General features: G+C 68.6%; 19 protein-coding genes. 10 read left to right on the top strand and 9 right to left on the bottom strand.

Annotated features, from left to right (window positions below; translation table 11 throughout):
• Positions 1–152 precede the first annotated feature (152 nt).
• Positions 153–995, top strand: a complete 843-nt coding sequence (locus tag ACYVII_RS06830; RefSeq protein ID WP_460533017.1) for an SDR family NAD(P)-dependent oxidoreductase — start codon at positions 153–155, stop codon at positions 993–995.
• 38 nt (positions 996–1,033) lie between these two features.
• Here ACYVII_RS06830 and ACYVII_RS06825 read toward each other — a convergent pair whose 3' ends face one another.
• The 4 genes from ACYVII_RS06825 to ACYVII_RS06810 all read right to left on the bottom strand — a co-directional run bounded on the left by ACYVII_RS06825 (position 1,034) and on the right by ACYVII_RS06810 (position 6,472).
• Positions 1,034–1,894, bottom strand: a complete 861-nt coding sequence (locus ACYVII_RS06825) for a fumarylacetoacetate hydrolase family protein (RefSeq protein WP_460533014.1) — start codon at positions 1,892–1,894, stop codon at positions 1,034–1,036.
• A 159-nt stretch (positions 1,895–2,053) separates the two neighbouring features.
• Positions 2,054–3,769: an IlvD/Edd family dehydratase gene (locus ACYVII_RS06820; protein ID WP_460533011.1), complete on the bottom strand. Its 1,716-nt coding sequence runs from the start codon at positions 3,767–3,769 to the stop codon at positions 2,054–2,056.
• 157 nt (positions 3,770–3,926) lie between these two features.
• On the bottom strand, positions 3,927–5,018 hold the full coding sequence (locus ACYVII_RS06815) for a zinc-binding dehydrogenase (RefSeq protein WP_460533008.1): 1,092 nt from the start codon (positions 5,016–5,018) through the stop codon (positions 3,927–3,929).
• A gap of 26 nt (positions 5,019–5,044) precedes the next feature.
• Complete coding sequence (locus ACYVII_RS06810) at positions 5,045–6,472, bottom strand: glycoside hydrolase family 5 protein (protein WP_460533005.1); 1,428 nt, start codon at positions 6,470–6,472, stop codon at positions 5,045–5,047.
• Positions 6,473–6,690: 218 nt separating this feature from the next.
• On the opposite strand from ACYVII_RS06810, the gene ACYVII_RS06805 reads away from it, so the two are divergent.
• Positions 6,691–7,920 carry a S1C family serine protease gene (locus tag ACYVII_RS06805; RefSeq protein ID WP_460533002.1) on the top strand — a complete coding sequence of 410 codons (1,230 nt, stop codon included), beginning with the start codon at positions 6,691–6,693 and terminating at the stop codon, positions 7,918–7,920.
• A 165-nt stretch (positions 7,921–8,085) separates the two neighbouring features.
• On the opposite strand, the gene ACYVII_RS06800 is transcribed toward ACYVII_RS06805, so the two are convergent.
• Together ACYVII_RS06800 and ACYVII_RS06795 are read right to left on the bottom strand one after the other, a co-directional pair.
• Entirely contained in the window at positions 8,086–8,862 is a 777-nt protein-coding gene (locus ACYVII_RS06800) for a DNA-formamidopyrimidine glycosylase family protein (RefSeq protein WP_460532999.1), read from the bottom strand.
• Between the two features lie 165 nt (positions 8,863–9,027).
• Positions 9,028–13,806: a DEAD/DEAH box helicase family protein gene (locus ACYVII_RS06795; RefSeq protein ID WP_460532996.1), complete on the bottom strand. Its 4,779-nt coding sequence runs from the start codon at positions 13,804–13,806 to the stop codon at positions 9,028–9,030.
• A 72-nt stretch (positions 13,807–13,878) separates the two neighbouring features.
• Here ACYVII_RS06795 and ACYVII_RS06790 point away from each other — a divergent pair, with 72 nt between their 5' ends.
• On the top strand, positions 13,879–14,583 hold the full coding sequence (locus ACYVII_RS06790; RefSeq protein ID WP_460532993.1) for an alpha/beta fold hydrolase: 705 nt from the start codon (positions 13,879–13,881) through the stop codon (positions 14,581–14,583).
• 13 nt (positions 14,584–14,596) lie between these two features.
• Here the strand turns inward: ACYVII_RS06790 and ACYVII_RS06785 are convergent, their stop codons facing one another.
• Positions 14,597–15,379 carry an ArsR/SmtB family transcription factor gene (locus ACYVII_RS06785; protein WP_460532990.1) on the bottom strand — a complete coding sequence of 261 codons (783 nt, stop codon included), beginning with the start codon at positions 15,377–15,379 and terminating at the stop codon, positions 14,597–14,599.
• 67 nt (positions 15,380–15,446) lie between these two features.
• Between ACYVII_RS06785 and ACYVII_RS06780 the strand changes: the two genes are divergently transcribed.
• From ACYVII_RS06780 to ACYVII_RS06750, 7 genes are all read left to right on the top strand, one after another.
• On the top strand, positions 15,447–16,880 hold the full coding sequence (locus tag ACYVII_RS06780; protein WP_460532987.1) for an MFS transporter: 1,434 nt from the start codon (positions 15,447–15,449) through the stop codon (positions 16,878–16,880).
• A gap of 54 nt (positions 16,881–16,934) precedes the next feature.
• Positions 16,935–17,780: an endo alpha-1,4 polygalactosaminidase gene (locus ACYVII_RS06775; RefSeq protein ID WP_460532984.1), complete on the top strand. Its 846-nt coding sequence runs from the start codon at positions 16,935–16,937 to the stop codon at positions 17,778–17,780.
• Between the two features lie 53 nt (positions 17,781–17,833).
• On the top strand, positions 17,834–18,598 hold the full coding sequence (locus ACYVII_RS06770) for a DUF2249 domain-containing protein (RefSeq protein ID WP_460532981.1): 765 nt from the start codon (positions 17,834–17,836) through the stop codon (positions 18,596–18,598).
• Between the two features lie 22 nt (positions 18,599–18,620).
• A complete protein-coding gene (locus ACYVII_RS06765; protein ID WP_460532978.1) occupies positions 18,621–19,073 on the top strand; it encodes a hypothetical protein in 453 nt (150 codons plus the stop codon).
• Positions 19,074–19,582: 509 nt separating this feature from the next.
• Positions 19,583–20,074, top strand: a complete 492-nt coding sequence (locus ACYVII_RS06760) for a hypothetical protein (RefSeq protein ID WP_460532975.1) — start codon at positions 19,583–19,585, stop codon at positions 20,072–20,074.
• Between the two features lie 266 nt (positions 20,075–20,340).
• Complete coding sequence (locus tag ACYVII_RS06755; RefSeq protein ID WP_460532972.1) at positions 20,341–20,763, top strand: nitroreductase/quinone reductase family protein; 423 nt, start codon at positions 20,341–20,343, stop codon at positions 20,761–20,763.
• A gap of 43 nt (positions 20,764–20,806) precedes the next feature.
• Positions 20,807–21,391: an NUDIX hydrolase family protein gene (locus ACYVII_RS06750; RefSeq protein WP_460532969.1), complete on the top strand. Its 585-nt coding sequence runs from the start codon at positions 20,807–20,809 to the stop codon at positions 21,389–21,391.
• A 174-nt stretch (positions 21,392–21,565) separates the two neighbouring features.
• Here ACYVII_RS06750 and ACYVII_RS06745 read toward each other — a convergent pair whose 3' ends face one another.
• Together ACYVII_RS06745 and ACYVII_RS06740 are read right to left on the bottom strand one after the other, a co-directional pair.
• Complete coding sequence (locus ACYVII_RS06745) at positions 21,566–22,852, bottom strand: hypothetical protein (protein WP_460532966.1); 1,287 nt, start codon at positions 22,850–22,852, stop codon at positions 21,566–21,568.
• Positions 22,849–23,439: a GNAT family N-acetyltransferase gene (locus ACYVII_RS06740; RefSeq protein WP_460532963.1), complete on the bottom strand. Its 591-nt coding sequence runs from the start codon at positions 23,437–23,439 to the stop codon at positions 22,849–22,851. Before ACYVII_RS06740 ends, ACYVII_RS06745 begins: the two co-directional genes overlap by 4 nt.
• Positions 23,440–23,561: the final 122 nt, after the last annotated feature.

Here is a 23,561-nt window from a genome sequence, read left to right as displayed (position 1 = left end):
ACACTGTATGCCACGCGCTGCGGCCGCGAAAGTTTCTTGCGCCGCGGGCCAGGTTGACCGGTGCGCCAGTGCGTCCTACTGTGACTGGACGAGAAGTTTCGCCCAACAGGAGAAAACTTGAGGACGGCGAGGCAGGTCGTGAAGGAGCAAGGATGTCCGACTCGGCACCCCACCGTGCAGAAGTCGCTGCGAACGGGACTCAGCCGTGCGAGGCGTCGCCTCGGGCAGCCGGGTTCGCGAGCTATCCCTCGTTGCGTGGCCGGCACGCGTTCGTCACCGGCGGTGCCTCAGGCCTAGGACGGGAATTCGTCAGTCAGCTCGCCGCGCAGGGGGCGCACGTATCTTTCGTCGATGTCGACGACGCCTCGGCAGCATCCCTTCTCGCCGAGATCGTCGACCGCGGGGATCCGGAGCCGCACTTCTGGCACGTCGACGTGCGCGAGATTCCGTCGCTCGTCGCATCCATCTCCAACGCAGCCGAGCGATTCGGGCCGGTGACGGTTCTGGTCAACAACGCGGCGAACGACACGAGACACCGCGTCGAGGACGTCGATGTCGACCTGTGGGACGACAGGATGGCCGTGAACATCAGGCACCACTTCTTCGCGGCGCAGGCGGTCGTACCCGGAATGCGGGAGGCCGGAGGCGGATCGATCATCAATCTCGGCTCGATCAGCGCCCACATCGATCTCAGGGATCTGCCCGTCTATATCGCCGCCAAGGCAGGCATCGAGGGGCTGACCAGGACGCTGGCGAGGGAATTCGGCGGCGCAGGCATCCGGGTGAACTGCGTCATTCCGGGCTGGATCATGACGCCCAGGCAGCTGGAGAAATGGGTCGGCGAGGAGGAGAAGCAGCACATTCATCGCATGCAGGCGCTGCCCGAGCTGCTGTATCCCGCCGACGTCGCGCGCATGGTGCTGTGGCTTGCCGCCGAGGACTCACGGCTGTGCACGGGCCAGACCTGGGTCGTCGACGGTGGGTGGCAGCAGTGATCTCGCCTGCACCATCGCGCGCGATTCGGTAGTCGCGCTCAGCTCCCCACGCGGACGACCGGGTTGGTGAGGGTGCCGACTCCCGCGATGCTGATCGCGACCTCGTCGCCGGGGGTGAGTGTGAAGTCGGCGCCCGGGACGATCCCGGTCCCGGTGAGCAGGATGGCGCCGTCGGCGAATCCGAGGCCACGGAAGAGCCAGTCGGCGAGATCGGGCAGCGTGCGGGCCATGGCATCCGTCGAGGTGGTGCCCTCGAACACCGGTTCGCCTTCCCGGCTGATGGTCATGGCGATGTCGAAGGGAGCCTCGGCGATCCACGCGGGCACGATCTCGGGTCCCAGCGCGCAGGAGGCGGTGTAGACCTTCGCCTGCGGAAGGTAGAGCAGGTTCTCGCCCTCGATTGACCGGCTGGATGCGTCGTTGCCCGGCACGTATCCGAAGATCTCGCCGTGCGCGTCGAGCACGAGACCGAGCTCGGGCTCCGGCACGTCCCAGGTGGAGTCCGCGCGCACACCGACAGGGTCGCCCTCGGCCACGACACGGGCGCCGGTCGCCTTGAAGAACAACTCCGGCCGTTCGGCGACATACACACGGTCGTACGGGTCGCCGTCGGTGGCCTCCTCGATGCGGCCGTCGCGGCTGCGCAGGTACGTGACGCCGGCGGCCCACACCTCCTGGCCCGGATCGACCGGCGCGAGAACCGCGTCGATCCGGATGCCTGTGCCCGCCGATGCCCGCTCGACTGCAGCCCGGGCATCCTCCCGCGACAGCCGAAGCAGCTCGGAAAGCGTCATGCCGAGTGGTGCATATGCGTCGCCCGAGCGCACCGTCCACAGCACCTCGTCGCTGGAGCGCACCCGCGCCAGCGCAAGCGCCGCGCGCGTCGTTGTGTCATTCATCGTTGCTCTTCCTGACTCTCGTTTCTCGTCATCTTCTCGCGGCTCTGTCGCGCATAACTCCTGCAAGATCGCGGCCACCGAGGTCGCCCGCCGCGACAGCACCGGCGATGCACATCCTCAGTGAGCCGATTTGCAGGAGTTATGAACACGAGGGAGCGGTCAATGGGATTCCCTCGTCACCCTGGCGCCGCTGGCGCCGACGAGGAAGTCGAGGTCGGCGCCGGTGTCGGCGCCCTGCACGTGCTCGATGTACAGCTTCTGCCAGCCGCGGTCGGCGTTCGCGAACGAGCCGGTCTCCCGGAACGGAGGCTTGCGCAGCGCGAGCTCCTCGTCGCTGAGCTCGACCTCGATGCGCCGGTTCGGCACATCCAGCGAGATGATGTCGCCGTCGCGCACGAGCGCGAGTGTGCCGCCTGCCGCGGCTTCGGGGGAGACGTGCAGCACGACCGTTCCGTACGCGGTGCCCGACATGCGTCCGTCGCAGACGCGCACCATGTCGCGCACGCCCTCCTTCAGCAGCTTCGGCGGGAGCGGGAGGTTGGCGACCTCGGGCATTCCGGGGTAGCCCTTCGGCCCGCAGCCGCGCAGCACGAGCACGGAGTCGGCGTCGACATCCAGGTCGGGGTCGTCGATGCGAGCGTGGAAGTCCTCTATCGAGTCGAACACGACAGCCTTGCCCCGGTGCACGAGCAGCTCAGGCGTCGCCGCGGCAGGCTTGATGATCGCTCCGCGGGTGGCGAGGTTGCCGCGCAGAACGGCGATGCCGGCGTCATCCAGCAGCGGATCCTCGCGCAGCGAGATGACGTCGCGGTCCCACACGGGATGCGCGCCGAGGAAGTCCACCAGAGGTGCACCCATCACGGTCTGTGCCGCCGGGTCGAAGAGGTCCTTCACCTGGTCGAACACGGCCAGCACACCGCCGGCGCGGAACAGGTCTTCCATCAGGTATTCGCCGGCCGGCTGCAGGTTCACCAGCAGCGGCACGTTCGCACCGATGCGGTCGAAGTCGTCGAGGGTGAGATCGATGCCCAGGCGTCCCGCGATGGCCAGCAGATGCACCACCGCGTTGGTCGAGCCGCCGATTGCGGCCAGCGCGACGATCGCGTTGTGGAACGACTCCTTCGTGATCACCTTCGACACCGTGCGGTTCTCGGCGACGAGCTCGACGGCGAGGCGCCCGGTGGCGTGGGATGCCTCGAGCAGGCGCGAGTCGGCGGCCGGGGTTCCGGCGAGCCCGGGAAGCGTCATTCCCAAGGCCTCGGCCATGATGCCCATGGTCGAGGCGGTGCCCATCGTGTTGCAGTGCCCCTTGGAACGGATCATCGAGGTCTCCGAGCGCTCGAACTCCGCCTCGCTCAGCGTTCCGGCGCGCACCTCCTCGCTGAGCTGCCACACGCCCGTTCCGCATCCCATCAGGGCACCGCGGAAATGACCGTTCAGCATCGGTCCGCCTGGCACGACGACGGCCGGAATGTCGACGGATGCCGCGCCCATCAGCAGCGCCGGAATGGTCTTGTCGCATCCTCCGAGCAGCACGACGGCATCCACCGGGTTCGCGCGGAGCATCTCCTCGACCTGCATGGCTGCGAGGTTGCGCCACAACATCGCGGTAGGCTTCACTAGCGTCTCGCCGAGTCCCATGACGGGGATCTCGACCGGGATGCCGCCCGCCTCGTAGACCCCGTTCTTCACGTACTGCGCCACCTCGTTCAGGTGCATGTTGCACGGCACGAGGTCGCCGGCCGTGTTCGCGATGGCGATCTGCGGGCGCTTGCCGTTGAAGGCATCCGCGGGAATGCCGCGACGCATCCAGGCGCGGTGGATGTATGGATCGCGTCCCTCGCCGCCATACCAGTCCTGGCTGCGCAGCGTCATGGGCAAGCTCCTTCGCTTCTGGGCGTCACGGTGCGAAGCGCCGCGCCGACAGGTTCCGGCGCAGACGCAGCATCCAGTCTGCACAATTTGTTCGAGTTGCGCGCAATTGGACGCGCGGGACAGCGGACTTGCGGTGCACCGGGGACTCGTGGCGCGGTCACGGCACCAGGATGCTGCGGCCCACCGAGCCACTCATCAGCGCATCGTACGCGCGACCGACATCGGCGAGCGGCATCCGTTCGCCGATGAGGCGGTCCAGCGGCAGACGCCCTTCGAGGTAGAGGGAGAAGATGCGGGGCAGGTCGATCGGAGGATTGGCGGAACCGTAGAGCGAGCCAACGACCCGCTTCTGTTTCTGCACCAGCCGGTTGAGCGGAACGGTGAAGCGTGCATCGGATGCTCCGAGCCCGACAGCGACGAGGGTGCCGCCGGCGGCGACGCACTCGAACGCCTGCTCGAGGGTTGCCTGCCTGCCCACTGCCTCCACTGCCCACGGCACACCGGTGCCTCCTGTGATCCTCGTGACCTCCTCGACGAGATCGCTGCGGCGGCTGTCGACGACGTGGGTGGCCCCGAGCTCGAGGGCCAGGTCGAGCTTGGCCGGATCCACGTCTGCGACGACGATCGGATTCGCGCCGACCAGTCGCGCCCCCATCACGCTGGACAGTCCGACCCCGCCGGCACCGACGACCAGCAGGCCGGCTCCGGCCGCCCGCTCCACGACGTTGAGCACGGCGCCCACACCCGTCACGACCGCGCACGCCGAGATGGCGGCCACCTCGGGCGGCACGCCCTCCGGCACCTTCACGACGGCGCTCTCGCTCACCACGACGCGTTCGGCGAAGCACGACACGCCCATCAGGTGGTGCAGCTCGGTCCCATCGGGAAACGAGAGGCGGCTCGTTCCGTCCGGCAGTCCGCCCGTGGATGCCTGCACGCCGCCCTTCACACACAGGGCGGGGTTTCCCGAGAGACAGGCGTCGCAGCTTCCGCATCTGGGTCGCCAGAGCAGTGCGACGCGGTCTCCGATCGTGAGTTCCCCGCCCCCCGCGGCGCCGGCATCCGGGCCCAGCTTCTCGACCACGCCGGATCCCTCATGGCCCAGCACCAGCGGCAATGGCGCCGCAAGATCGCCCGACATGTAGTGGTAGTCGCTGTGACATACGCCAGCGGCTTCGATGCGCACGACGATCTCGCCTCGCTTCGGATCGGCGAGTTCCACCTGCTCCACCGCGGGAGCAGTTCCCACGTGGCGCAGAACCACCGCGCGCACGATCAGGCCGCCCGCTCAGGGAGCGGATCCTGACCACCGACGAGCTGATCCCGCAGGTTCTCATCGACGGCGCACTGCTCGAAGGAGAACGAGTCGGCGAGTGCGTCGAGTTCGTCATCGTCGAGGCCTTTCAGCAGTTCCGCGTACTCCTCGGCGAGCGGCTGAGCGAACAGCAGGTTGTTCAGCAGTGTCGCCACCCAGTCGAAGCGACCCCATGGGTAGGGGTTGAAGGTCGGGAACTCTCGAGCGACCAGGTCCTGCACAGCCTGACTGACCTCGCGGACCCCGTCACCGCCGAGGCGGTCGCTTCCCCATTGGTCTGCGGCGAGCCGGTTCTTCTTCGCGATGAACGGGTCGAAGCGTCTCCGGTACGGGGACTCCGGGGTGACGCGCACGAGGCCCTGACGGCCGACGTCCTTGTACATCCAGCTCGTCCAGCTCACGTCATTCTCCCGGTAGATCTCGAGCTGATCGGCGAGGATCTGCCTGCGCATCGCGTCTTTGCGTTCGTCGCCGGTGTAGATGGGCGCGAACTCGCCGACCATGATGGGTGTTCCCGTTTCTCTGGCGTACTCGGACCGCTGCAGGAACTTCTGATAGGCGTAGTCGCGGTCGATCCATACGCCGTCCGTGTACCCGGGGTAGTCGCCGCCTCTTCCGAGGCCGGCAGCCACGTAGTCGTGCAGCGAGTAGACGGTGTTCTCCCACGGCTCCGCCTCGAACATGTCGAACTCGGTGGAGTACGTGTTGCCGTCGAGGAAGATCGTGTGGTGCGGGTCGATCGTGCGCACGGCCTCGAACAGTCGCCGGTACAGGGGGCCGACGACCGCACGCGATTCGTCGGCCGGCTCGTTCATGAGGTTGTAGCCCGCGACCCAGGTGTTGCCCTTGTAGTGCTCGGCGATCGCCTTCCAGATGTTCTCCACGCGATCCTGGAAGTGCGGGTGCTGCCAGAGGTGGGGCAGGTGCGTCTCGTTGTCCGAGTGCCAGTGGTGGTTCTGACTGCCCGGCAGGGCGTGCAGATCGATGATGGAGTAGACGCCGTGCCTTCCGGATGCCTCGATGGCGCGGTCGAGGTGGTCGAACGCGGTCGGCAGAATCTCGAACGGCCGGGCATCCGACTCGAAGTGCCGGTAGTTGACCGGGATGCGGATGATCGTCATCCCCAGTTCGCCGAGGAATCGCGCATCGGACTCGCCGTAGAACGACGTCAGGAGACGCTCGAAGAACCGGTCGGCTCGATCGTCGCCGATAGCCTTGCGCACCTCGGAGCGCATCAGGGACTCGTTCGCCCCGTAGCCGGTCACGAAGTTCTCCATGTTCAGCCAGCCGCCGACGCAGACCCCGGTGAAGCGCACGGGTGCCCCGAATCCGTCGAGGAATCGGCTCCCGTCGGTGCGGACGAAACCTGGCGGGGGTGTCTGTGGCATGACGCTGACCTCACTGTCTTAGTAGGAGTACCGGAATCCCGGGCAAATCGGGTGACGAAAAGTTTCGTTATCCGTACGAATTGTTTCCACACACGCTAAGGAAGCGCCGCGATGGTGTCAAGCGACGGTCGCATAGCCACCGCAAAGGAAGCCCTCACCGTTCATAGCAAGTACATGGAGCAAGCAAAGAGCTTTTCCGACTCGCAGCGGTGCACTAGATGCATCGAATCGACCTGAACGGAACGAAGATCATGCGCAACGACAGCAACAAGCGACGCACGGCGGGCTGGATCACGGCCGCAGTGGCGGCATCCGTCGCCTTCGGGCTGGCCGGTGTGACGGCCAGTGTGGCGACCGTGGACAGCGTCGCCGCGGCATTCACCAAGACAGCGATAGCTCACAACAGCGAGCGCGCCGGCTGGTCGTACGGCGGCGGGCAGGGCTCGACGGGTTCGTCCTCCAGCAGCGGTCAGACCGCTACCGCGAGCGAGGAGAAGGGCGTGGCCGTGATCGACACCGACCTCGCCTACGAGGGCGCCGAGGCGGCAGGAACAGGCATCGTGCTGACGAGCTCCGGCGAGATCCTCACGAACAACCACGTCGTCGAGGGCTCCACGAGCATCACCGTGACCATCCCGGCCACCGGTACGAGCTACAAGGCGAGCGTGGTGGGCACGGACGCGACCGACGACGTCGCCGTGCTCCAGTTGAGCGGAGCATCCGGACTCGCCACCGCGACCCTCGATGACGACGGCGGAGTCTCGGTCGGTGACAACGTGACGGCCGTCGGCAATGCCGGCGGCACGGGGACTCTGGTCGCGGCGCCCGGAGCGGTCACCGGCACCGGCAAGTCGGTCACGACGCAGGCGGAAGGCGTGGTCGCATCGGAATCCTTGACCGGGATGATCGAGACCAACGCCGACATCCAGGCAGGCGACTCGGGCGGACCGCTCTACGACTCGCAGGGCGAGGTCGTCGGCATCGACACGGCGGCATCCGCCAACCAGAACGTGTCGGACGGCTACGCGATCCCGATCGAGACAGCGCTCGGCATCGCACACCAGATCGAGTCCGGGCAGGCCAGCTCGACCGTGACCATCGGGCTGCCGGCGTTCCTCGGAGTCGAGGTGGCATCGGATGCCTCCTCCGACTACTCCGGGTTCGGCGGTGCCGGTCTGGGCAGTTCCGAGCTCGGATACAGCGGTGGGCAGAGCGCGACGCAGGGCGCAGTTGTGGGTGGCGTGATCAACGGGACGCCGGCGGCATCCGCGGGTCTCACGGCCGGTGACACGATCACGGCGGTCGACGGCACGGCGATCACGTCCTCGAGCGGCCTCACCGCGGCCCTCGCGCAGCACAAGCCTGGCGACTCCGTGACGATCACGTGGGTCGACAGCGCAGGTTCGCATTCCGCGAACGTGACTCTGACGTCGGGTCCCGCCGCCTAAGGCGGCCTTCCCGCCGCTCGTGCCGCGCGAAAACAGGCAGGAATGCGGTTGCCACGCCGGAACAGGCAAGATCTGCCTGTTCCGGCGCGTTCCGCCTGCAGTGCCCAGGGGTTGCTGACCGGAGGAGCGGCCGCACGAGGGCGGAGCGGAGAGCGCAGGGTGTGCTTACGTCTGGCAGACCGGGCAATACCAGGTCTCGCGGAGCTCGAGGTCGTTACGGCCGAGCCGCATGCGCTCGATCGGGGTGCCGCAGCGTCGGCATGGCATCCCCTCCCGGCGGTGCACGTACGACGTGCGGCCACGTCGGGTCTCGCCCGTCGTCGAGCGGATCGCGCGGTCCTTGTTGGCCACGATCATCCGGTGTGCGAGGGCGACAGTCTTCGGCAGGTCCACCTCGCACACCGGGCGAGTGGGCAGCATCCCTCGCACGAAGCACAGCTCGTTCACGTACTCGTTGCCGAGCCCGGCGAGGTTGCGCTGGTCGAGCAGGGCGACCGCGATCGCCGCATCCGGATGCTCCGACAACCTGCGCACCGCCTCGCGCTCGTCCCAGTCGGAACCGAGCAGATCGGGGCCGAGGTAGCCGACGGCATCGGCTTCGCGAGTGGTCGGGAGCACCTCCAGAAGGCCCAGCTCGAAACCGACCGCCTGTGCTGTCGCCGTGCCCAGCACCGCACGTGCCTGGAACGCCGGCCGACGCCAGGGCTCGCCCGGCGCGTAGACCCGCCACTCGCCCTCCATCTTGAGGTGGCTGTGGATCGTCTGCGGTCCCACTCGCATGAGCAGGTGCTTGCCGCGGCTGACCACGTCGTGCACGAGCTGTCCGGTGAGGTCGACGGTGGCGAAGGCGGGCACACGCAGGTCGCAGCGGGTGAGCACCGAGCCGGCCAGCGCCTCGTTCAGCATGCGCGCCTGGCGGTAGACACTGTCGCCCTCAGGCATCCATCGCCCTTACCGGAGCGTCAGCACACCCGATGGACACGCACGCCACCCGGCCAGTACAGGCAGAAGAGCGCTTTCCTCTGGAAAACAGGCAGGATGCGCCTGTTTTCGGGATGTTTGCCTGCGCTGGTGAGTGGAACTGCGCTGGTGCGTGCAATCGTCGGGTCACGACCGCAGCCTCAGACCGCGCGGGCTGGGCGCGAAGCCGGCGGCGATGAGCGCCTCGCCGAACGGAGTGCCGAGCACGAAATCGCCGCCGACCGTCTCGATCGTGAGCGTCGAGATGCGACCGCGATGGATGGCATCCGCCAGCGCGCGCGTCGCAGGCAGCATCACCTGTTCGTCGTTGTCGAACAGCAGCGTCGTCTTGCCGCCGCGTTCGACGTACAGCACGAGCGCACCGTCCACGAGCACGACGATGCCGCCTGCCTTGCGTCCTGGCCGGTGGCCGGTGGCCGAGACGACGCCTCCCGCCGTGGATGCCTGCGGCCACGGCAGTGCCGCCCCGTACGGGTTCGCGGGGTCGGTCGCAGCGAGCGCGACCGCGTTGCGCGGCGGTTCGAGCGTGGTGTCGAGCGTGAACGTGCGCAGCCGATCCACGGTGGTGCTCGTGGAGAACTGCGCGGCGCCGAGCGTCTCGACGAAGTATCCGCGGCGGGCGCGGCCGGACTCCTCGAATCCGCTGAGCACCCGGTAGGCGAGCGCGAAGCCGCCCGGCTGGTTCTCGGCCATCACGCTGCCCCGCGTGACGACGCCGTACCGGTCGAGCAGGGTCTCGGCGACGGCCTTCGCGCGCACCGTGGCATCCGTTTCGGCCAGCGGCAGAATCGACCAGCGTCCGGCGGTGGTGGGCGGGCCGGAGCGTGCGGATGCCGCGCGCAGACCCTCCGCCATCGTCGGCCTCGCGTAGGCGCGGGGCATTCTCACCCGTGCGCGCGGCGTCGCTCGCTGAGGCTTGTGCGCGCCGCGACCGCCCGTCAGAGCGCGCAGCGGCGCGAACGTGTCGTTCGTGATGAGGCCGGCCCACACCAGGTCCCAGAGCGCGGTCGTGAGGGCGGCGTCGTCGAGCGAACCCACGGCATCCGACAGCTGCCGGAAGAAGAACGCGCCTCCCGCACCGAGAGCCGAGAGCACCTCCCGCTGCAGCTCGTCGGTGGCGTGCTCCGGCGGCGGTGCCATCGTGAGCGGTGCGCTGTCGGCCAGGTGCAGGCTCACCCACCCGTCGTTGCCGGGCAGCGAGCCGCTGCCGCTCCAGAGCACCTCGCCGCTCGCGGTCAGCTCGTCGAGCATCGCCGGCTGATACTCCGCCACGCGCGAGGGCAGGATGAGGCTCTCCCATGCCGAGGCGGGAATACGAGTTCCGGCGAGCTGCTCGATGACGGATGCCACGGCATCCACTCCCCGAAGTCCGCCGCCGACGTGCTGCCAGTCCGGCAGGAACCGTGCGAAGGTCTTCGGATCGACGGGCTCCACCTCGTGCCGAAGCGCGGCGAGCGAGAGCCGGCGGATGCGCCGCAGCACCTCCGCGTCGCACCATTCGGTGCCGCTCGCGTTGGGGCGGAACTCGCCCTCCGTGATGCGGCGGTCCTGCGCGAGCCGGCGGAGCGTGTCGTGTGCGACGGCCGCGCCGAGGCCGAAGCGCGATGCCGCGTCGCCGATCGTGAACGGGCCGTGCGTGCGCGCATAGCGGCCGAGCAGGTCGCCGAGCGGATCGGCCACCGGCTCGATGAAGGCCGTCGGCACGCCGATCGGGAGTGGAACACCGAGTGCGTCGCGCAGCCGGGCAGCGTCCTCGATGGCGGCGTAGTGCTCGGCGCCCGCGACTGTCACGCGGAGCGCGCGCTTCGCGGCGACCAGCTCGTCGAGAGCCGCGCGGGCCGCCGCCGGGTCGGTCATCTCCTCGTCGGCGGCCCCCGAATCGGTGAGCCCCGGGTCGGCGACCTCCTCGGCCATCACCCGCCCGGCCCGCCACCGCTCAGCCACCTCGTCGGCCGTGAGCGGCCCGAGCAGGCGCAGCAGGTCTGCGGCCCCCTCGAGGCCGAACATCCGTCGCTCCGGCGTCAACCGTTGCACCTCGCGCTCGACGCGCTCGATGACCGCCGGGTCGAGCAGCTCGCGCAGCTCCGCGCGACCGAGCAACTCGGAGAGCAGTGAGGCATCCACCGACAGCGCGGCCGCCCTGCGCTCGGCCAGCGGCGAGTCGCCCTCGTACATGAACGCAGCGACATACCCGAACATCAGCGAGCGCGCGAACGGCGAGGCCTCCTCGGTGCCGACCTCGACGATGCGGATGTCACGCGCCGCGATCCGCGTCGCGATGCGCCGCAGCGACGGCAGGTCGTAGACATCCTGCAGGCACTCCCGCATGGTCTCGAGAATGATCGGGAACTGCGGATGCTTGCGCGCGACATCCAGAAGCTGTGCCGCCTTCTGCCGCTGCTGCCACAACGGCGACCGCTTGCCCGGGTTGTACTTCGGCAGCAAGAGGGCCCGCGCCGCACACTCGCGGAACCGCGAGGCGAACAGGGCGGAGCCGCCGACCTCGTCGGTGACGAGCTGCTCGAGCTCGTCCGCCTCGAAGACGAAGAGGTCGGCGCCGGGCGGGTCGGACTCCGTGTCGGGAATGCGCACTACGATGCCGTCGTCGCTGGCGATGCACGATCCCTCCACGCCGAGGCGCTCTCGTACGCGAGCCGCAACAGCCAGTGCCCAGGGCGCGTGCACTTGCATGCCGTACGGGGAATGCAAGACGATGCGCCAGTCCCCGAGCTCGTCCCTGAACCGTTCGGCCACCAGTGTGCGGTCGGTCGGCAGGTGCCCTGTGGCCTTCTTCTGCTCGTTGAGATACGCGAGAAGGTTGCCGATGGCGAGCACGTCGAGCCCGGCGTCGGCGGCGCGAGCACGGGCATCCGTCTCCGATGCCGACGACACCTCACGCACGAACGCGCCGACCGCCTCGCCGAGTTCGGAAGGGCGCCCGATGCCGTCGCCCTTCCAGAACGGCAGGCGTCCCGGTTCGCCGAATGCCGGGGTCACGAGCACGCGGTCGTGGGTGATCTCCTGGATGCGCCAGCTCGTCGCCCCGAGCGCGAACACGTCGCCGACCCGCGACTCGTACACCATCTCCTCGTCCAGCTCGCCGACCCGCCGGCCGCCCTTCGCCGGATTCGTCTCATCGGTCGAGCCGACCATGTAGACGCCGAACAGGCCGCGATCGGGGATGGTGCCGCCGCTCGTGACCGCGAGCCGCTGCGCGCCGGGGCGGGCCGTGAGGATGCCGCGGTCGCGGTCCCAGACGATCCTCGGGCGCAGCTCCGCGAACTCGTCGCTCGGGTATCGTCCGGCTACGAGGTCGAGCGTTGCATCGAAGGCGCTGCGCGGCAGAGTGGCGAACGGAGCGCTGCGGCGAACGGTGTCGAACCATCCGTCGACGTCGATCGGATCGAGTGCGGTCGCCGCGATCGTCTGCTGCGCGAGGATGTCCAGCGGGTTCGCCGGCACCCGCAGCTCCTCGATGAGCCCTGCGACCATCCGCTCGCTCGCGACGGCGGTGTTGATGAGGTCGGAGCGGTGTTTCGGGAACATCACGCCCTTCGACACCTCGCCCACCTGGTGCCCGGCTCGGCCCACGCGCTGCAGGCCGCTCGCCACGGACGGCGGCGCCTCGACCTGCACGACCAGGTCGACCTCGCCCATATCGATGCCGAGCTCGAGGCTGCTCGTGGCGACCACGCAACGCAGGCGTCCGCTCTTCAGGTCGTCCTCGATGACGGCGCGCTGCTCCTTGCTCACCGAGCCATGGTGGGCGCGAGCCAATATGCCGGAGGCGGAATGCGTCTCGTCCGCTCCTGCCGTCCACTCGTCGGGGCGACGGCGTTCTTCAACGACCGTGCTGACGGACCAGGGATCAGCGGACGCGGCCGCGCGGCTTTCCTTTGTCTGGCCGGAACCGCCCATGAGCTCGGCGGGTGCACGGCGCGGTGCCGCAGAGCCGGGCGCGACGTGCTCGGCGCCCTCGTCGAGCCGTTCCTCATATATCTCGTTCATCCGCGCGGTCAGCCGCTCGGCCAGCCGACGAGAGTTCGCGAACACGATCGACGACCGGTGCTCCAGCACGCGGTCGACGATCGCCTGTTCGACGTGCGGCCAGATCGATCCGCGTTGCGGTGTCTGATCGTCTTCGTGTGCCGCGGGGCTCAAGTCGCTCATATCCTCGACCGGCACGATCACCTTGAGGTCGAACCGCTTCTGCGAAGGCGGGGCGACGATCGTCACCGGGTTGCGTCCGCCGAGGAACCGTGCCACCTCCTCCGGCGGTCGCACGGTCGCAGAGAGCCCGACTCGCTGTGCGGGCGAGGCGAGCATGGCATCCAGACGCTCCAACGACACCGCGAGGTGCGCGCCACGCTTGGTGGCGGCCACGGCGTGCACCTCGTCGACGATGACGGTCTGCACGTTCGCGAGCGTCTCCCGCGCCTGCGAGGTGAGCATGAGGAACAGGGATTCGGGTGTGGTGATCAGGATGTCCGGCGGCTTCGACAGCAACGCTCGCCGGTCGCTCGCGGGCGTGTCGCCACTGCGAACGCCGACGGTGACGTTCGGCGGCTCCGCTCCGAGCCGCTTCGCAGTCTGCGTGATGCCGACGAGCGGCGAGCGGAGGTTGCGCTCCACGTCGACGCCGAGCGCCTTCAGCGGGGAGATGTAGAGCACCCGCGTTCCGCGTTTCTTGTTCGGCTTCTCGCCGGCCTGGTCATGCATCAAGCGATCGATCGCCCACAGGAACGACGCGAGCGTCTTCCCCGATCCGGTCGGGGCGATCACCAGCGTGTGCTCGCCACGGGAAATGGCATCCCACGCTCCCAGCTGGGCCGTCGTGGGCGCGTCGAACGCCCCCTCGAACCACGCACGGGTGGCGGGGGAGAAGCGGTCGAGCACGTCGCTCATCGCTCCATGACAGCACAGACCACTGTCGTCCGCCTTGCGCGAACGACAGTGGCTCGCGCTACCGTCGGGCGAATGCAGACCTTCCTCATTCCCGGACTCTGGCTCGACGCTTCATCGTGGGATGCGGTCGCTCCCGCCATAGAGGCTGCCGGCCACCGCACGCATCCGCTCACCATGCCCGGCCTGGAGGCGGACGACGCCGACCGCAACGGAATCACTCTCGACACGCACATCGACCACGTCGTGCACCTCATCGACGAGGTGCCCGTCGACGAGAAGGTCGCCCTGGTGGCGCACAGCGGTGGCGCGCTGGTCGCGTACGGCGCGATCGACCGGCGCCCCGAGCGCGTCGATCGCGTGGTCTATGTCGACAGCTGGCCCGGCGCAGAAGGGTCGATCGTCAACGACGAGGTTCCGCACGATGACGCGGACATGCCCTTCCCCGGCTGGGATGCCTTCGAGGAGGGCGACGTGCGCGACATCACGCGCGAGCTGGGGGAGGAGATCGCCACGCACACGCACCCGTCGCCGTCGCATGCGGCGACCGACCCGTTGCACCTGACAGACGAACGGCGGCTGGACGTGCCGGCGACCATCGTGATCACCACCATGTCGGCCGAGGATCTGAACGAGCTCATCGATCGTGGCGTCGGCTGGCTGGGTGACACCCCGCGGCTGTCGTCGCTGCACATCGCCGGTCTTCCCACCGGACACTGGCCGCAGTTCACGAAGCCGCAGGAGTTGAGTGAGCTGATCGTGGACGCGCTGGCCGAGTGAGGCAGGGGGCCCGCTACGCCGACCGTGTCGCGCGAGCGGCTCCGAGCAACTCGTCGAGTGCATCGTGCCCTCGATCGGTGACCCGGATGCTCCGCGGCACTCTCCCGCGCTCGATCCACCCGGCTTCGAAGAACCTCGTCGCCACCGCGGTGCCCAGTGCACCGGAGAGGTGGTGCGCCTGCTCCGTCCAGTCGACGCAGTACCGAAGGGGCGTTCGGGTGCTGAGCGCCGCATCCGGGATGCCCCAAGCCGAGAGGGTCGCGGCGCCCGCTTCCGTGAGGCGGTAGCGGTCGCTGCGACCGGGAGCCGAGAGTCGATCGGCGGTGTCATCGCGGTGGTGCAGCCCGTCCCCGCCCACGACGCATCCGGTGGCGATGAGGTGCCGGAACAGATCGACGCCGAGGCGGCCGGCGAGATGGTGATAGCAGGTGCGGGCCGTGCGGAGCGCCTCGGCACGGGTGTGCTCGCGCAGCGACGTGATCGGCGTGCGCGGGGCGATGCGCGCCAGCGCCTCGAGAACGCCCTCCACGTCGGCGCTCGCCAGCCGGTAGTACCTGTGCCGTCCCTGTGGCACGACCGCGACGAGGCCGAGGTCCAGCAGCAGCGACAGGTGCTCGCTGACGGTGGATGCCGCGACTCCGGCCTCCTCCGCGAGTCGTCCCGCGGGCAGCGCGCGGCCATCCGCCAGGGCCATCAGCACGCGGGCGCGGCGCGGGTCGGAGAACGCGGACGCGGCCCTGGCGACATCCGGTTCGCCGCGCGGGCTGCTCGTGGTGGTGGAGCTGATGATCGGCATAATCGCCAGGCTACGTCGCAATCGTTTCGGCGCATCCCGAAGCGTTCCTCGACAACGATGGGTGAACGTGAGGCGTGAACGAACCGGCTCGATTCCGACGCGGGCATCGTTTTTGACGGCAGGCCCGACCCTGACCGCTGCGCTGTGCGGCGGCTACTTCCTCGTGCTGCTCGACGTGACGGTGGTGAACGTCGCCCTGCCGAGCATCGGCTCCGGCTTCGGCGTGCACTCGCCGGGCCTCGTCTGGGTGGTGGATGCCTACACCGTGCCGCTCGCCGCGCTCCTGCTCGCATCGGGGGCGATCGGAGACCGTCTCGGTCACCGCCGACTCGTGATCGCCGGGTTCCTCGGCTTCGGGTTGGCCTCCGTGATCTGCGCGACCGCCCCGGTATGGCCGATGCTCGTGGCCGGACGCGCCCTGCAGGGAGTCTGCGCGGCCCTCGTGCTGCCCGGCACCCTCGCCCTGCTCGTCGACCGCGCGGGTGACGGCGCAGCGCGCTCCCGGGTGGTCGGCGTGTGGGCGGCGATCGGAGGGGCCGCGCTGCCCGCTGGGCCCCTCGTCGGTGGCCTTCTCGTCGGCGGGGCCGGCTGGCGGGCGGTGTTCTGGCTGAACGTACCGGTCGTCGTCGCCGCGGTGGTCCCGGTGATCGCCTTCCGCGCTTCGGCAAAATCCGGAGAGCGCCGGGGCGGGCGCGTCGATTGGCTCGGAGCGTCCGCGCTGATCGTCATGCTCGCAGCGCTGGTCACCGCCGTCGTACAGCTGGAGAATCCGATGCTCGCCGGCGCCGCAATCGCGGTCGTCGTGGTCTCGGCGTTGGCGCTGTGGCGGGTCGAGTTGAGAGTGAGGCATCCGTTGCTGCGCGTGCCGGCGCGGGCACGTCGCCCGCTCCTGGCGGCGTGCGGTGTCGCCGGCCTGATGAACTTCAGCGTGCTCGGCGCGTTATTCGTGCTCACGCAGACCCTGCAAGACGTTCGCAGCCTCCCGCCGTTGGCCGCGGGGCTGCTCCTGCTGCCCGGGATGCTGCCCCTTCCCCTGCTCGGTGCACCGGCCGGGCGGCTGGTCGCGCGGTTCGGGCACTGGCGCACTGCGGCGATCGGGCTGGCCGTCGCGGGGTTCGGATTCGCGGGACTGGCTGCGAGCATCCGCATCGTGGGGCCGGTGTGGCTGGTGGCGCTTGCCGTGTCGCTCGCGGTCTGGGGAGCGGGCATCGGCATCCTGACGCCCGCTGTCGTCTCCGCGGCGTTGGCGGCGTTACCGGATGCCTCGGGTGCGGCATCCGGGGCCAGCAACACCGCGAGGCAGGTCGGCGGCGCGCTCGGAGTGGCAGTCTTCGGAGTGCTCGCGGGGGACGCATCCGTCGCAGCATTCGCGCCGCGAGTGAGCTGGATGTTCGCGGGAGCGGCCGTCGTGTTCGCAGCGGTCGCAGCTCTCTGCGCCGTGGCGTCGCAGACACGTCGTCGTGCCGTCGATGCGCGCCGAGGGTCCGCGGCGGTCGAATGACGAGCGCACCTCGATTGAGCGAACCCGGGGGTCGCCGCGTGCCAGGATCCTCCCGTGCGTTTTCCTCAGACGACGATGACCTCGCTCGTACTCGTGGTCGTGGCCGCGCTTGCTGGCTGCTCGACCACCTCCAAGCGGCCGTCGGCCGCCGTCTCGAGCACCCGGTCGGTCAGTGAACTGCCGACGTCAGGCATCCCGGACTACCAACTCGGCGGGGCGTACCCGCCCGCGCCCGACGTCACGATCGTCGAACGGGACAGCACATCGCGACCTGCGGCCGGTAGATACAACATCTGTTACATCAACGGATTCCAGACGCAGGGCGCCCAGGAGAACGCGATGTGGTTGAAGGCGCATGGCTCCGACGTGCTCCGCGACTCGAGTGGAAAACCTCTGCACGACCCCGGCTGGCCGGACGAGATGATCCTCGACACGACGACGGCGGCCAAACGCGATGACATCGCGAGCGTCCTCGGCAAGTCGATCGATCGGTGCGCCTCGCGAGGCTTCGACGCGGTCGAGTTCGACAACCTCGACTCCTACACACGATTCGCGGGCCGGCTCACGGAAGCCGGCAACTTCGCTCTCGCGAGGATCCTCGTGGCCCGAGCACATGAACGTGGACTGGCGGCCGGCCAGAAGAACACGCCGGATGAGTCAAGGCGGGCCAAAGCGGCCGGCTACGACTTCGCCATCGCTGAGGAGTGCCTGACGTACAACGAGTGCGGGTCGTACACGAAGGTCTACGGCAGCCGCGTCATCGACATCGAGTACACCGACGATCTCAAGGGGTCATGGACCTCGAACTGCGCCCGGCCGAGCAGACCGGCCATGACGATTCTGCGGGACCGGAACCTGGTGCCGAAGGGGAACCGGGCCTACGTGTTTCAGAACTGCTGAATAAAACGGACTCAGATACTCTAAACTCGGATCGAGATGAACGGGAGGATCCGGTGAACGCTTCATGGGCTGCCGAGCGCAGTATCACGATCGCGAACGATGCGGAGTCGCTGATCGATCTGCTTCGGCTGCGGGAGGATGCGGTCGCAAGCAAGCGCATCCTGAAGGCTCCCGGATTCGGTGTCGTGCGGCTCTCCCTCGATGAGGGGCAGACCATGTCGGAGCACGAGGCGGCCGTGCCCATCCTCATCCAGGTGCTCTCCGGTGTCGTCGACATCGAGGTCGATGACGCGACCGAGCGATTCGAGGCCGGCGGCATCCTGTACATCGCCGCACACGTGCGACACGCGCTCCACGCGGTGGAGAGCGCGCACGTGCTTCTGACTCTCGCCGACGCCGCAACGCGGGCGCCCTCGGACAGGGCAGGCGTCGGCGGGACCGAAGTGGGCAGAGCGGATGCCGCCGCCGAGCCCGACCGGGACGGCGACGGGGTGGAAAGAGCGCACGCCCCGTCGCCCGAGCACCGCCCGCTGCTCGAGACCGCCGTGTGCGAGTGCGGCGTGGTGGAGGGTGGCGCGTTCCCGGAATTGGATGTGCGCGAGGTGCCGCACAGCATCCGGCACGCCACCGTGTTCGGGGCGCTCGACTCGCTGCGGCCGCGAGACGGCCTCGTGCTCGTCGCATCGCATGATCCGCTCCCACTTTTGGCGCAGGTCCGCGACCGCACTGGCGATCGGTTCGCGGTCACATACCTGAAGCGCGGGCCGGAGGCCTGGAGCCTGCAGTTCGTGCACACCGGCGACGATCGCGCGGAATGAGCACGCGCTACGCTTCGGCGCGATGAACGTCCGCTTCGCCCTCACCTTCTTTCTGATCGGTTCCGCATTCGTCGTGCTCGGCGGGCTCGTCGCCGCCGTGTCGACACCGCTCCGGTTCGCGAGCGGGCCGTGGCTGGCCGCTTACCTCGTGCTCGTCTGCGGAGTTGCGCAGTGCCTCTTCGGCATCATGCGGCGCTATGTGGCGCCGTCGCCGATGACGGGGGTCGGCTTCGCGGTGGAGCTTGTGTGCTGGAACCTCGGGAACGCCGCGGTCGTTGTCGGCGACCTGGTGCGCATTCCGTTCGTCGTCGGCATCGGCGGAGCGCTTCTCGTGGTCGTGCTGGTGCTGCAGCTCCTGCACCTGCGGCACGTCGCCGCCGGGCTGCGGTGGGCGGCTTGGCTCTACGGAATCGTCGTTGCGGTGCTGCTGGTCAGCATCCCGATCGGCATCCTGCTGGCGGCTCTGCAGCGGTAGGTCCTTCCCGGTACAGCGGGTTCCTGGCCATTGTCGGGACACTCGGATCAGCCGATCGATATCGTCGGTGCCGTCGGCACCGCCAGGACAAGGCTTCGACACGGCCACCCGATGAGGGATGCGTTAGCGAGATCGCGTTCGGGTGCCCGTCTGCTGGCGCGGTCGACATATTGGTGGGCGGACCATTCGTTGAGGCCAGCCGTTGCTTGTCGCGCCACAGGGTATGCCTGGGCCGGACTGAGCGGTGGCCGAGTCGAAGTCACGGATGTCCGTCGTCCGTCGTGCCTATGACGTCGACGGCGGCTGGATGAGCTTTGACAGTTGTTGACCGTAAACGAAGGACGAGCAGGCCAGCAAACGGAGTGAGTCACGCGATCACCAGCTGTGGGCCCCCTCAGTGGTCCGGGAGGAGGACGGTTCACGTCCGCCATCTGGACTGTGGCTACTGTTGCTGTGTGCAAGAGGCCGGGAAACGTGAATGTGGCGCGTTGCGTCTTCGCATTGGAGGCTTGACGCGCACCGAGCTGCGGAACGAGTTGCGTTCGCGCGGTGTCCTTCTCAATGCGCACGCCGAGACCTTGCTTGACCACTGCGTCTTCGACCGGCGCAACCCCGAGGAGATCAGCGTCATCGAGCGCGGAGTAGGGGATCTCGGCTTAACGGCTGGGGCGACACTGATGGCGGTCTTCGCGGCGGCTGATGAGCGAGGACTGACCCTTTGCCCGCCGGACACTGGCCCGTATCTGCGGCTTGCGATGGCGTCCCAGACAAACGCGCCCGATTCCGTTCTGTCGGCAGGAAGGTCGCCCGCGGGAGCTCTCAACGTGGCGTCGGCACCCTTGAGTGACGACGTGGAGTTCCCGAAAGGCTTCTATCTGCGGGTCGTCGACGGTCAGCGGTGGCTGCGGGGATTCCGCTGCGACGACGATTACGTGTTCTCGCCAGAAGTCCGGTTCGCATTTCGGATGCCGTCGGCCGTAGCAGGCGAGAAGAGACCGTAAGTCGCCAGCCAAGCAAGGAGATCCCAGGCCCGGCGGCGCATCAGCCTCCAGCCCTCATCGGTTGCCGCCCGGGACCGGCGCTCGCGCAGGTCGCATCCTTCGGAAGGGGCGAAGTACCGATCGAGGTAGCCGGTCCTCCAGAATTCCTCTCGCTTTCGCCTCCCATGCGGAGCGATACGCAAAGATGCACAGCCGCGTTCTGACCGCTGGTTGAGCACAATGAGACTGCAAGGGAGCCCTTGGATCGGAGGCGACGCATGGCAGCGATGAGCCGTTCCAAGCGCGGGTTTCTCTCCGCGCTGAACAACAGCCTCAACCGGGTGACGCGCAGGCTCGCCCGCCGTGGCATCGGGCCGTTCTCGCTCGTGCGCAACGTGGGCCGGAAGAGCGGAACGGTGTACGAGACACCGGTGATCCTCGCGAAGGTGCCGGACGGTTTCGTGGCCGAGCTCACCTATGGCTCCGAGGTGCAGTGGTACCGCAACATCGTTGCTGCCGGTCGTTGCGAGGTCGTCTTTCGCGGCGAGGACTATGTCGTGATCGCCATCGAGCCGTATCCCGTCGAGCCTGGGCGCGCCGCATTCGGGTTCCCGGCAGCGACGCTGCTCAGGATGCTGCGTCGCAAGGAGTTCCGCCTGCTGCGGTCGGATCCCCAACCCATCGACCGAGGCGAGCCCAGCGGGACGTGAGGCGCTGGGCGGGCGCAGCCACGGGCATCCGTAAGATCGACCCATGGAGGTGCGCACACCCGACCCCGACCCGGACGACCAGGCGTCGAACGACGGGGCGCTGCCCGGCGTCGGACCGGGCTGGCTCAGCGACATCGAGCTGGAGCAGGTGCGGCGGCGGATGCCCATCCTCTATGTCGAGGCCGTTCCCGTTCGAGTCGACGGGCTCGGCCAGGTCACCGAGGTGGGCCTGCTGCTGCGCGCCAACGCGGTCGGCGAGATCACCCGCACCGTCGTATCGGGCCGCGTGATGTACGGCGAGACCCTTCGTGACGCGCTGTTCCGGCACCTCGAGAAGGACCTCGGGCCGATGGCATTCCCGCAGCTGCCCGCGAGCCCTGTGCCGTTCATGGTCGCCGAGTACTTCCCGATTCCCGGCGTTTCCGCCTACGACGACGACCGCCAGCACGCGGTGTCGCTCGCCTACGTGGTGCCCGTCACCGGCACGACCGAGCCCCGGCAGGATGCCCTCGAGCTCACCTGGATGTCGCCGGCTGAGGCATCCTCGCCGCAGGTCGGTGCCGACCTCGAGGGCGGCCGCGGCGCTCTCGTGCGCGCGGCGCTCGCCTCGGTCGGCGTGCTGCCGTAGCGGGCACTCGCCTGCGCGCGCCGTTCTCGGAATTCCTGTCCGAAGTGGTCGCAAAGTCGACGGATGCGATGACGACACTTTCGGACGGCAAATCTCGCGGCGCCGAGACTTTCCTGTCCGCGGTTGCGCGCGTTCTGGCGCAGATAGAGACTACTTCGGACAGGAATTCCGCGATCAGCTGGCGCCGCCGACCGCGGGGGCCGGTATCGCCGCGATGAGGCGCTCAGCGGTGTCGGGCGCGACAACGGAGCATCCCACCTCGTAACCGGATTCCGCGAAGGCCGCACGGTCGGGCAGGTAGCCGGGCGCTCCGTTCGCGTAGCCGACCGTGAGGACGTGAGCGTCGGGGAACCGCGCCGTTACCTCGGCTCGCAGCGCGCCGAGCGGCTCGCCGGGGAACGCGACCAGCCGAAGCGAGTCGCCGACCCCGATCACCTGAACCTCGAGCGGTATGTCGGCATCTGATGCCCCGAGCTCCATCGAGTTGAAGACCGGATCGCGCTCTCGGCGCAGGCCAGTGATCCATTCCTCCATGGCGATAGCTGTCGGAGTGGCGGAGGGGCCTCGCTCCACCCCTCCCTCACGTCGCGCGGCCCGAACGACGACGGATGCCGTGGCGAGCGGCCCCGAATGCACCGCGGCTTGGTGCAGGTCGACCGGCACTACCGCGTCGAGGCTGAGATTGATCACGCCGGCTTCGCGGCCGGTGGCTGCGATCTCGGCGATCCGGCCGACGATGCGACCCGCCGCGCCGAGACCCACGCGTCGCACCTCCTTCGGCGAACTATCGATGCGCACCGGATTCACGTCTCCCGCGAAGCCCTGCAGGAACACGCAGACACCATCCGTTGCATCCTCGACGAGCGAGCGCAGCGGCCCGACGAATTCCGGGTCGTACTGACGCCAGGCGTCGTCGAGCACGACCGGATGGCACGCGAGGTTGACGAGCGTGGCGACGACGCTGTCGTCCGTGGCCTGGAACACGACGAGATGCGCGTCGTGGTCGACGGGAGCTTCGGGGTCACGGCGGCTTCGTCCGACGGCGACGTCGCCGACGACGTCTGACAAGACCCGCACCGGGGTGAGACGTGACAGAGCCTCCTCCACCACGCCGAACCCGGCTTGGGCGAGTGTCTCGACGAGCTCCGGTCCAGTCTCGAGCGTGATGTCACGTGGTCCGCAGTGCGTGTGCGTGCCCGCGACGAGCACGCGATGGGCGGGCATCCCGAGACGCGTCTCGAGCAGTTCGCGAAGGCGCGACGTGAGTCCCGCTCCGGCGTAGAGCAGGTCGAACACGACGATGGCGACTCGCACATCGCCGGAGGCGAGCACGACGGCACGCACGGTGAGACTCGAGTTCGGGGCCGTCGCCTCGCGCGCATCCGCGAGGTATCCGCCGAGTGGAAGTCCCGCATCCAGGGGCAGGATCGCGACCGCAGCGCCCGCCTCGTACCCGCTCATCCCTCGCCACCTTCGGCATCGTGCGAGGCGGAGTCCGGCCTGTCGCCGACATCGCCATCGTGCGCAACTGCTGCCGCTCCGCGACGTACCATCCGCACCTCACTCGCCGGCTCCCCGCCGAACGTGTCGACCTTCGTGGTGCCGTCCGGCACGAAGCCGTTGCGCCGGTAGAACGCCTGCGCCCGCGGGTTGTCGGCAAGCACCCACAGGTACGCAGGAGAGTCGCCGAGCGCGGCATCCAGAAGCTGCTGCCCGGCGCCGGTTCCGTAGTGATCGCGTAGCACGTAGATGCCCTGCAACTCACGCGGTGCCGGCCCGTTCGGGTCGCGTGCCGGGCCCGATGACGCCCATCCGACGATCCGCTCGCCCCTCGGCGTCTGCGCCTCGGCGACCCACACAGTGAGGCCGGAGGCGATGATGCGACGCCACCGCTCGGCACGCGCCTGAACGTTCAGCCCATCGAGCAGGAACGCCGAGAACACGTGGCCGTACGATTCGCGCCACGACCGCACGTGTACGCGGGCGATGCCCAGCGCATCCGCGGTCGTCGCCTTGCGGATGCTCACGGATGCCTGCTCCTCGGCCATACCAGGACGATAGTGCGACGTGCGAGCCGTAGGTGCGGCATCCGTGCACCGCCGTTATCCTGTGTTCGGCGCTGCGCGCCTCAACACTCACTCGCTCGAGCCAAGAGCAAGCGAGCTTGCTC

The sequence above is a fragment of the Humibacter ginsengiterrae genome (assembly GCF_054780115.1).
The sequence above is the reverse complement of the archived record's forward strand: the minus strand, read 5'-3'. Positions and strand labels throughout refer to the sequence as shown.

Excerpts from the sequence above, each read along its gene's own strand:
- ACYVII_RS06810 (WP_460533005.1), bottom strand. The coding sequence starts at position 6,472 with ATGCCACAGACACCCCCGCCAGGTTTCGTCCGCACCGACGGGAGCCGA.
- ACYVII_RS06790 (WP_460532993.1), top strand. The coding sequence starts at position 13,879 with ATGCAGACCTTCCTCATTCCCGGACTCTGGCTCGACGCTTCATCGTGG.
- ACYVII_RS06755 (WP_460532972.1), top strand. The coding sequence starts at position 20,341 with ATGAGCCGTTCCAAGCGCGGGTTTCTCTCCGCGCTGAACAACAGCCTC.
- ACYVII_RS06820 (WP_460533011.1), bottom strand. The coding sequence starts at position 3,769 with ATGACGCTGCGCAGCCAGGACTGGTATGGCGGCGAGGGACGCGATCCA.
- ACYVII_RS06830 (WP_460533017.1), top strand. The coding sequence starts at position 153 with ATGTCCGACTCGGCACCCCACCGTGCAGAAGTCGCTGCGAACGGGACT.
- ACYVII_RS06785 (WP_460532990.1), bottom strand. The coding sequence starts at position 15,379 with ATGCCGATCATCAGCTCCACCACCACGAGCAGCCCGCGCGGCGAACCG.
- ACYVII_RS06765 (WP_460532978.1), top strand. The coding sequence starts at position 18,621 with ATGAACGTCCGCTTCGCCCTCACCTTCTTTCTGATCGGTTCCGCATTC.
- ACYVII_RS06800 (WP_460532999.1), bottom strand. The coding sequence starts at position 8,862 with ATGCCTGAGGGCGACAGTGTCTACCGCCAGGCGCGCATGCTGAACGAG.
- ACYVII_RS06795 (WP_460532996.1), bottom strand. The coding sequence starts at position 13,806 with ATGAGCGACGTGCTCGACCGCTTCTCCCCCGCCACCCGTGCGTGGTTC.
- ACYVII_RS06740 (WP_460532963.1), bottom strand. The coding sequence starts at position 23,439 with ATGGCCGAGGAGCAGGCATCCGTGAGCATCCGCAAGGCGACGACCGCG.
- ACYVII_RS06750 (WP_460532969.1), top strand. The coding sequence starts at position 20,807 with ATGGAGGTGCGCACACCCGACCCCGACCCGGACGACCAGGCGTCGAAC.
- ACYVII_RS06805 (WP_460533002.1), top strand. The coding sequence starts at position 6,691 with ATGCATCGAATCGACCTGAACGGAACGAAGATCATGCGCAACGACAGC.
- ACYVII_RS06825 (WP_460533014.1), bottom strand. The coding sequence starts at position 1,894 with ATGAATGACACAACGACGCGCGCGGCGCTTGCGCTGGCGCGGGTGCGC.
- ACYVII_RS06745 (WP_460532966.1), bottom strand. The coding sequence starts at position 22,852 with ATGAGCGGGTACGAGGCGGGCGCTGCGGTCGCGATCCTGCCCCTGGAT.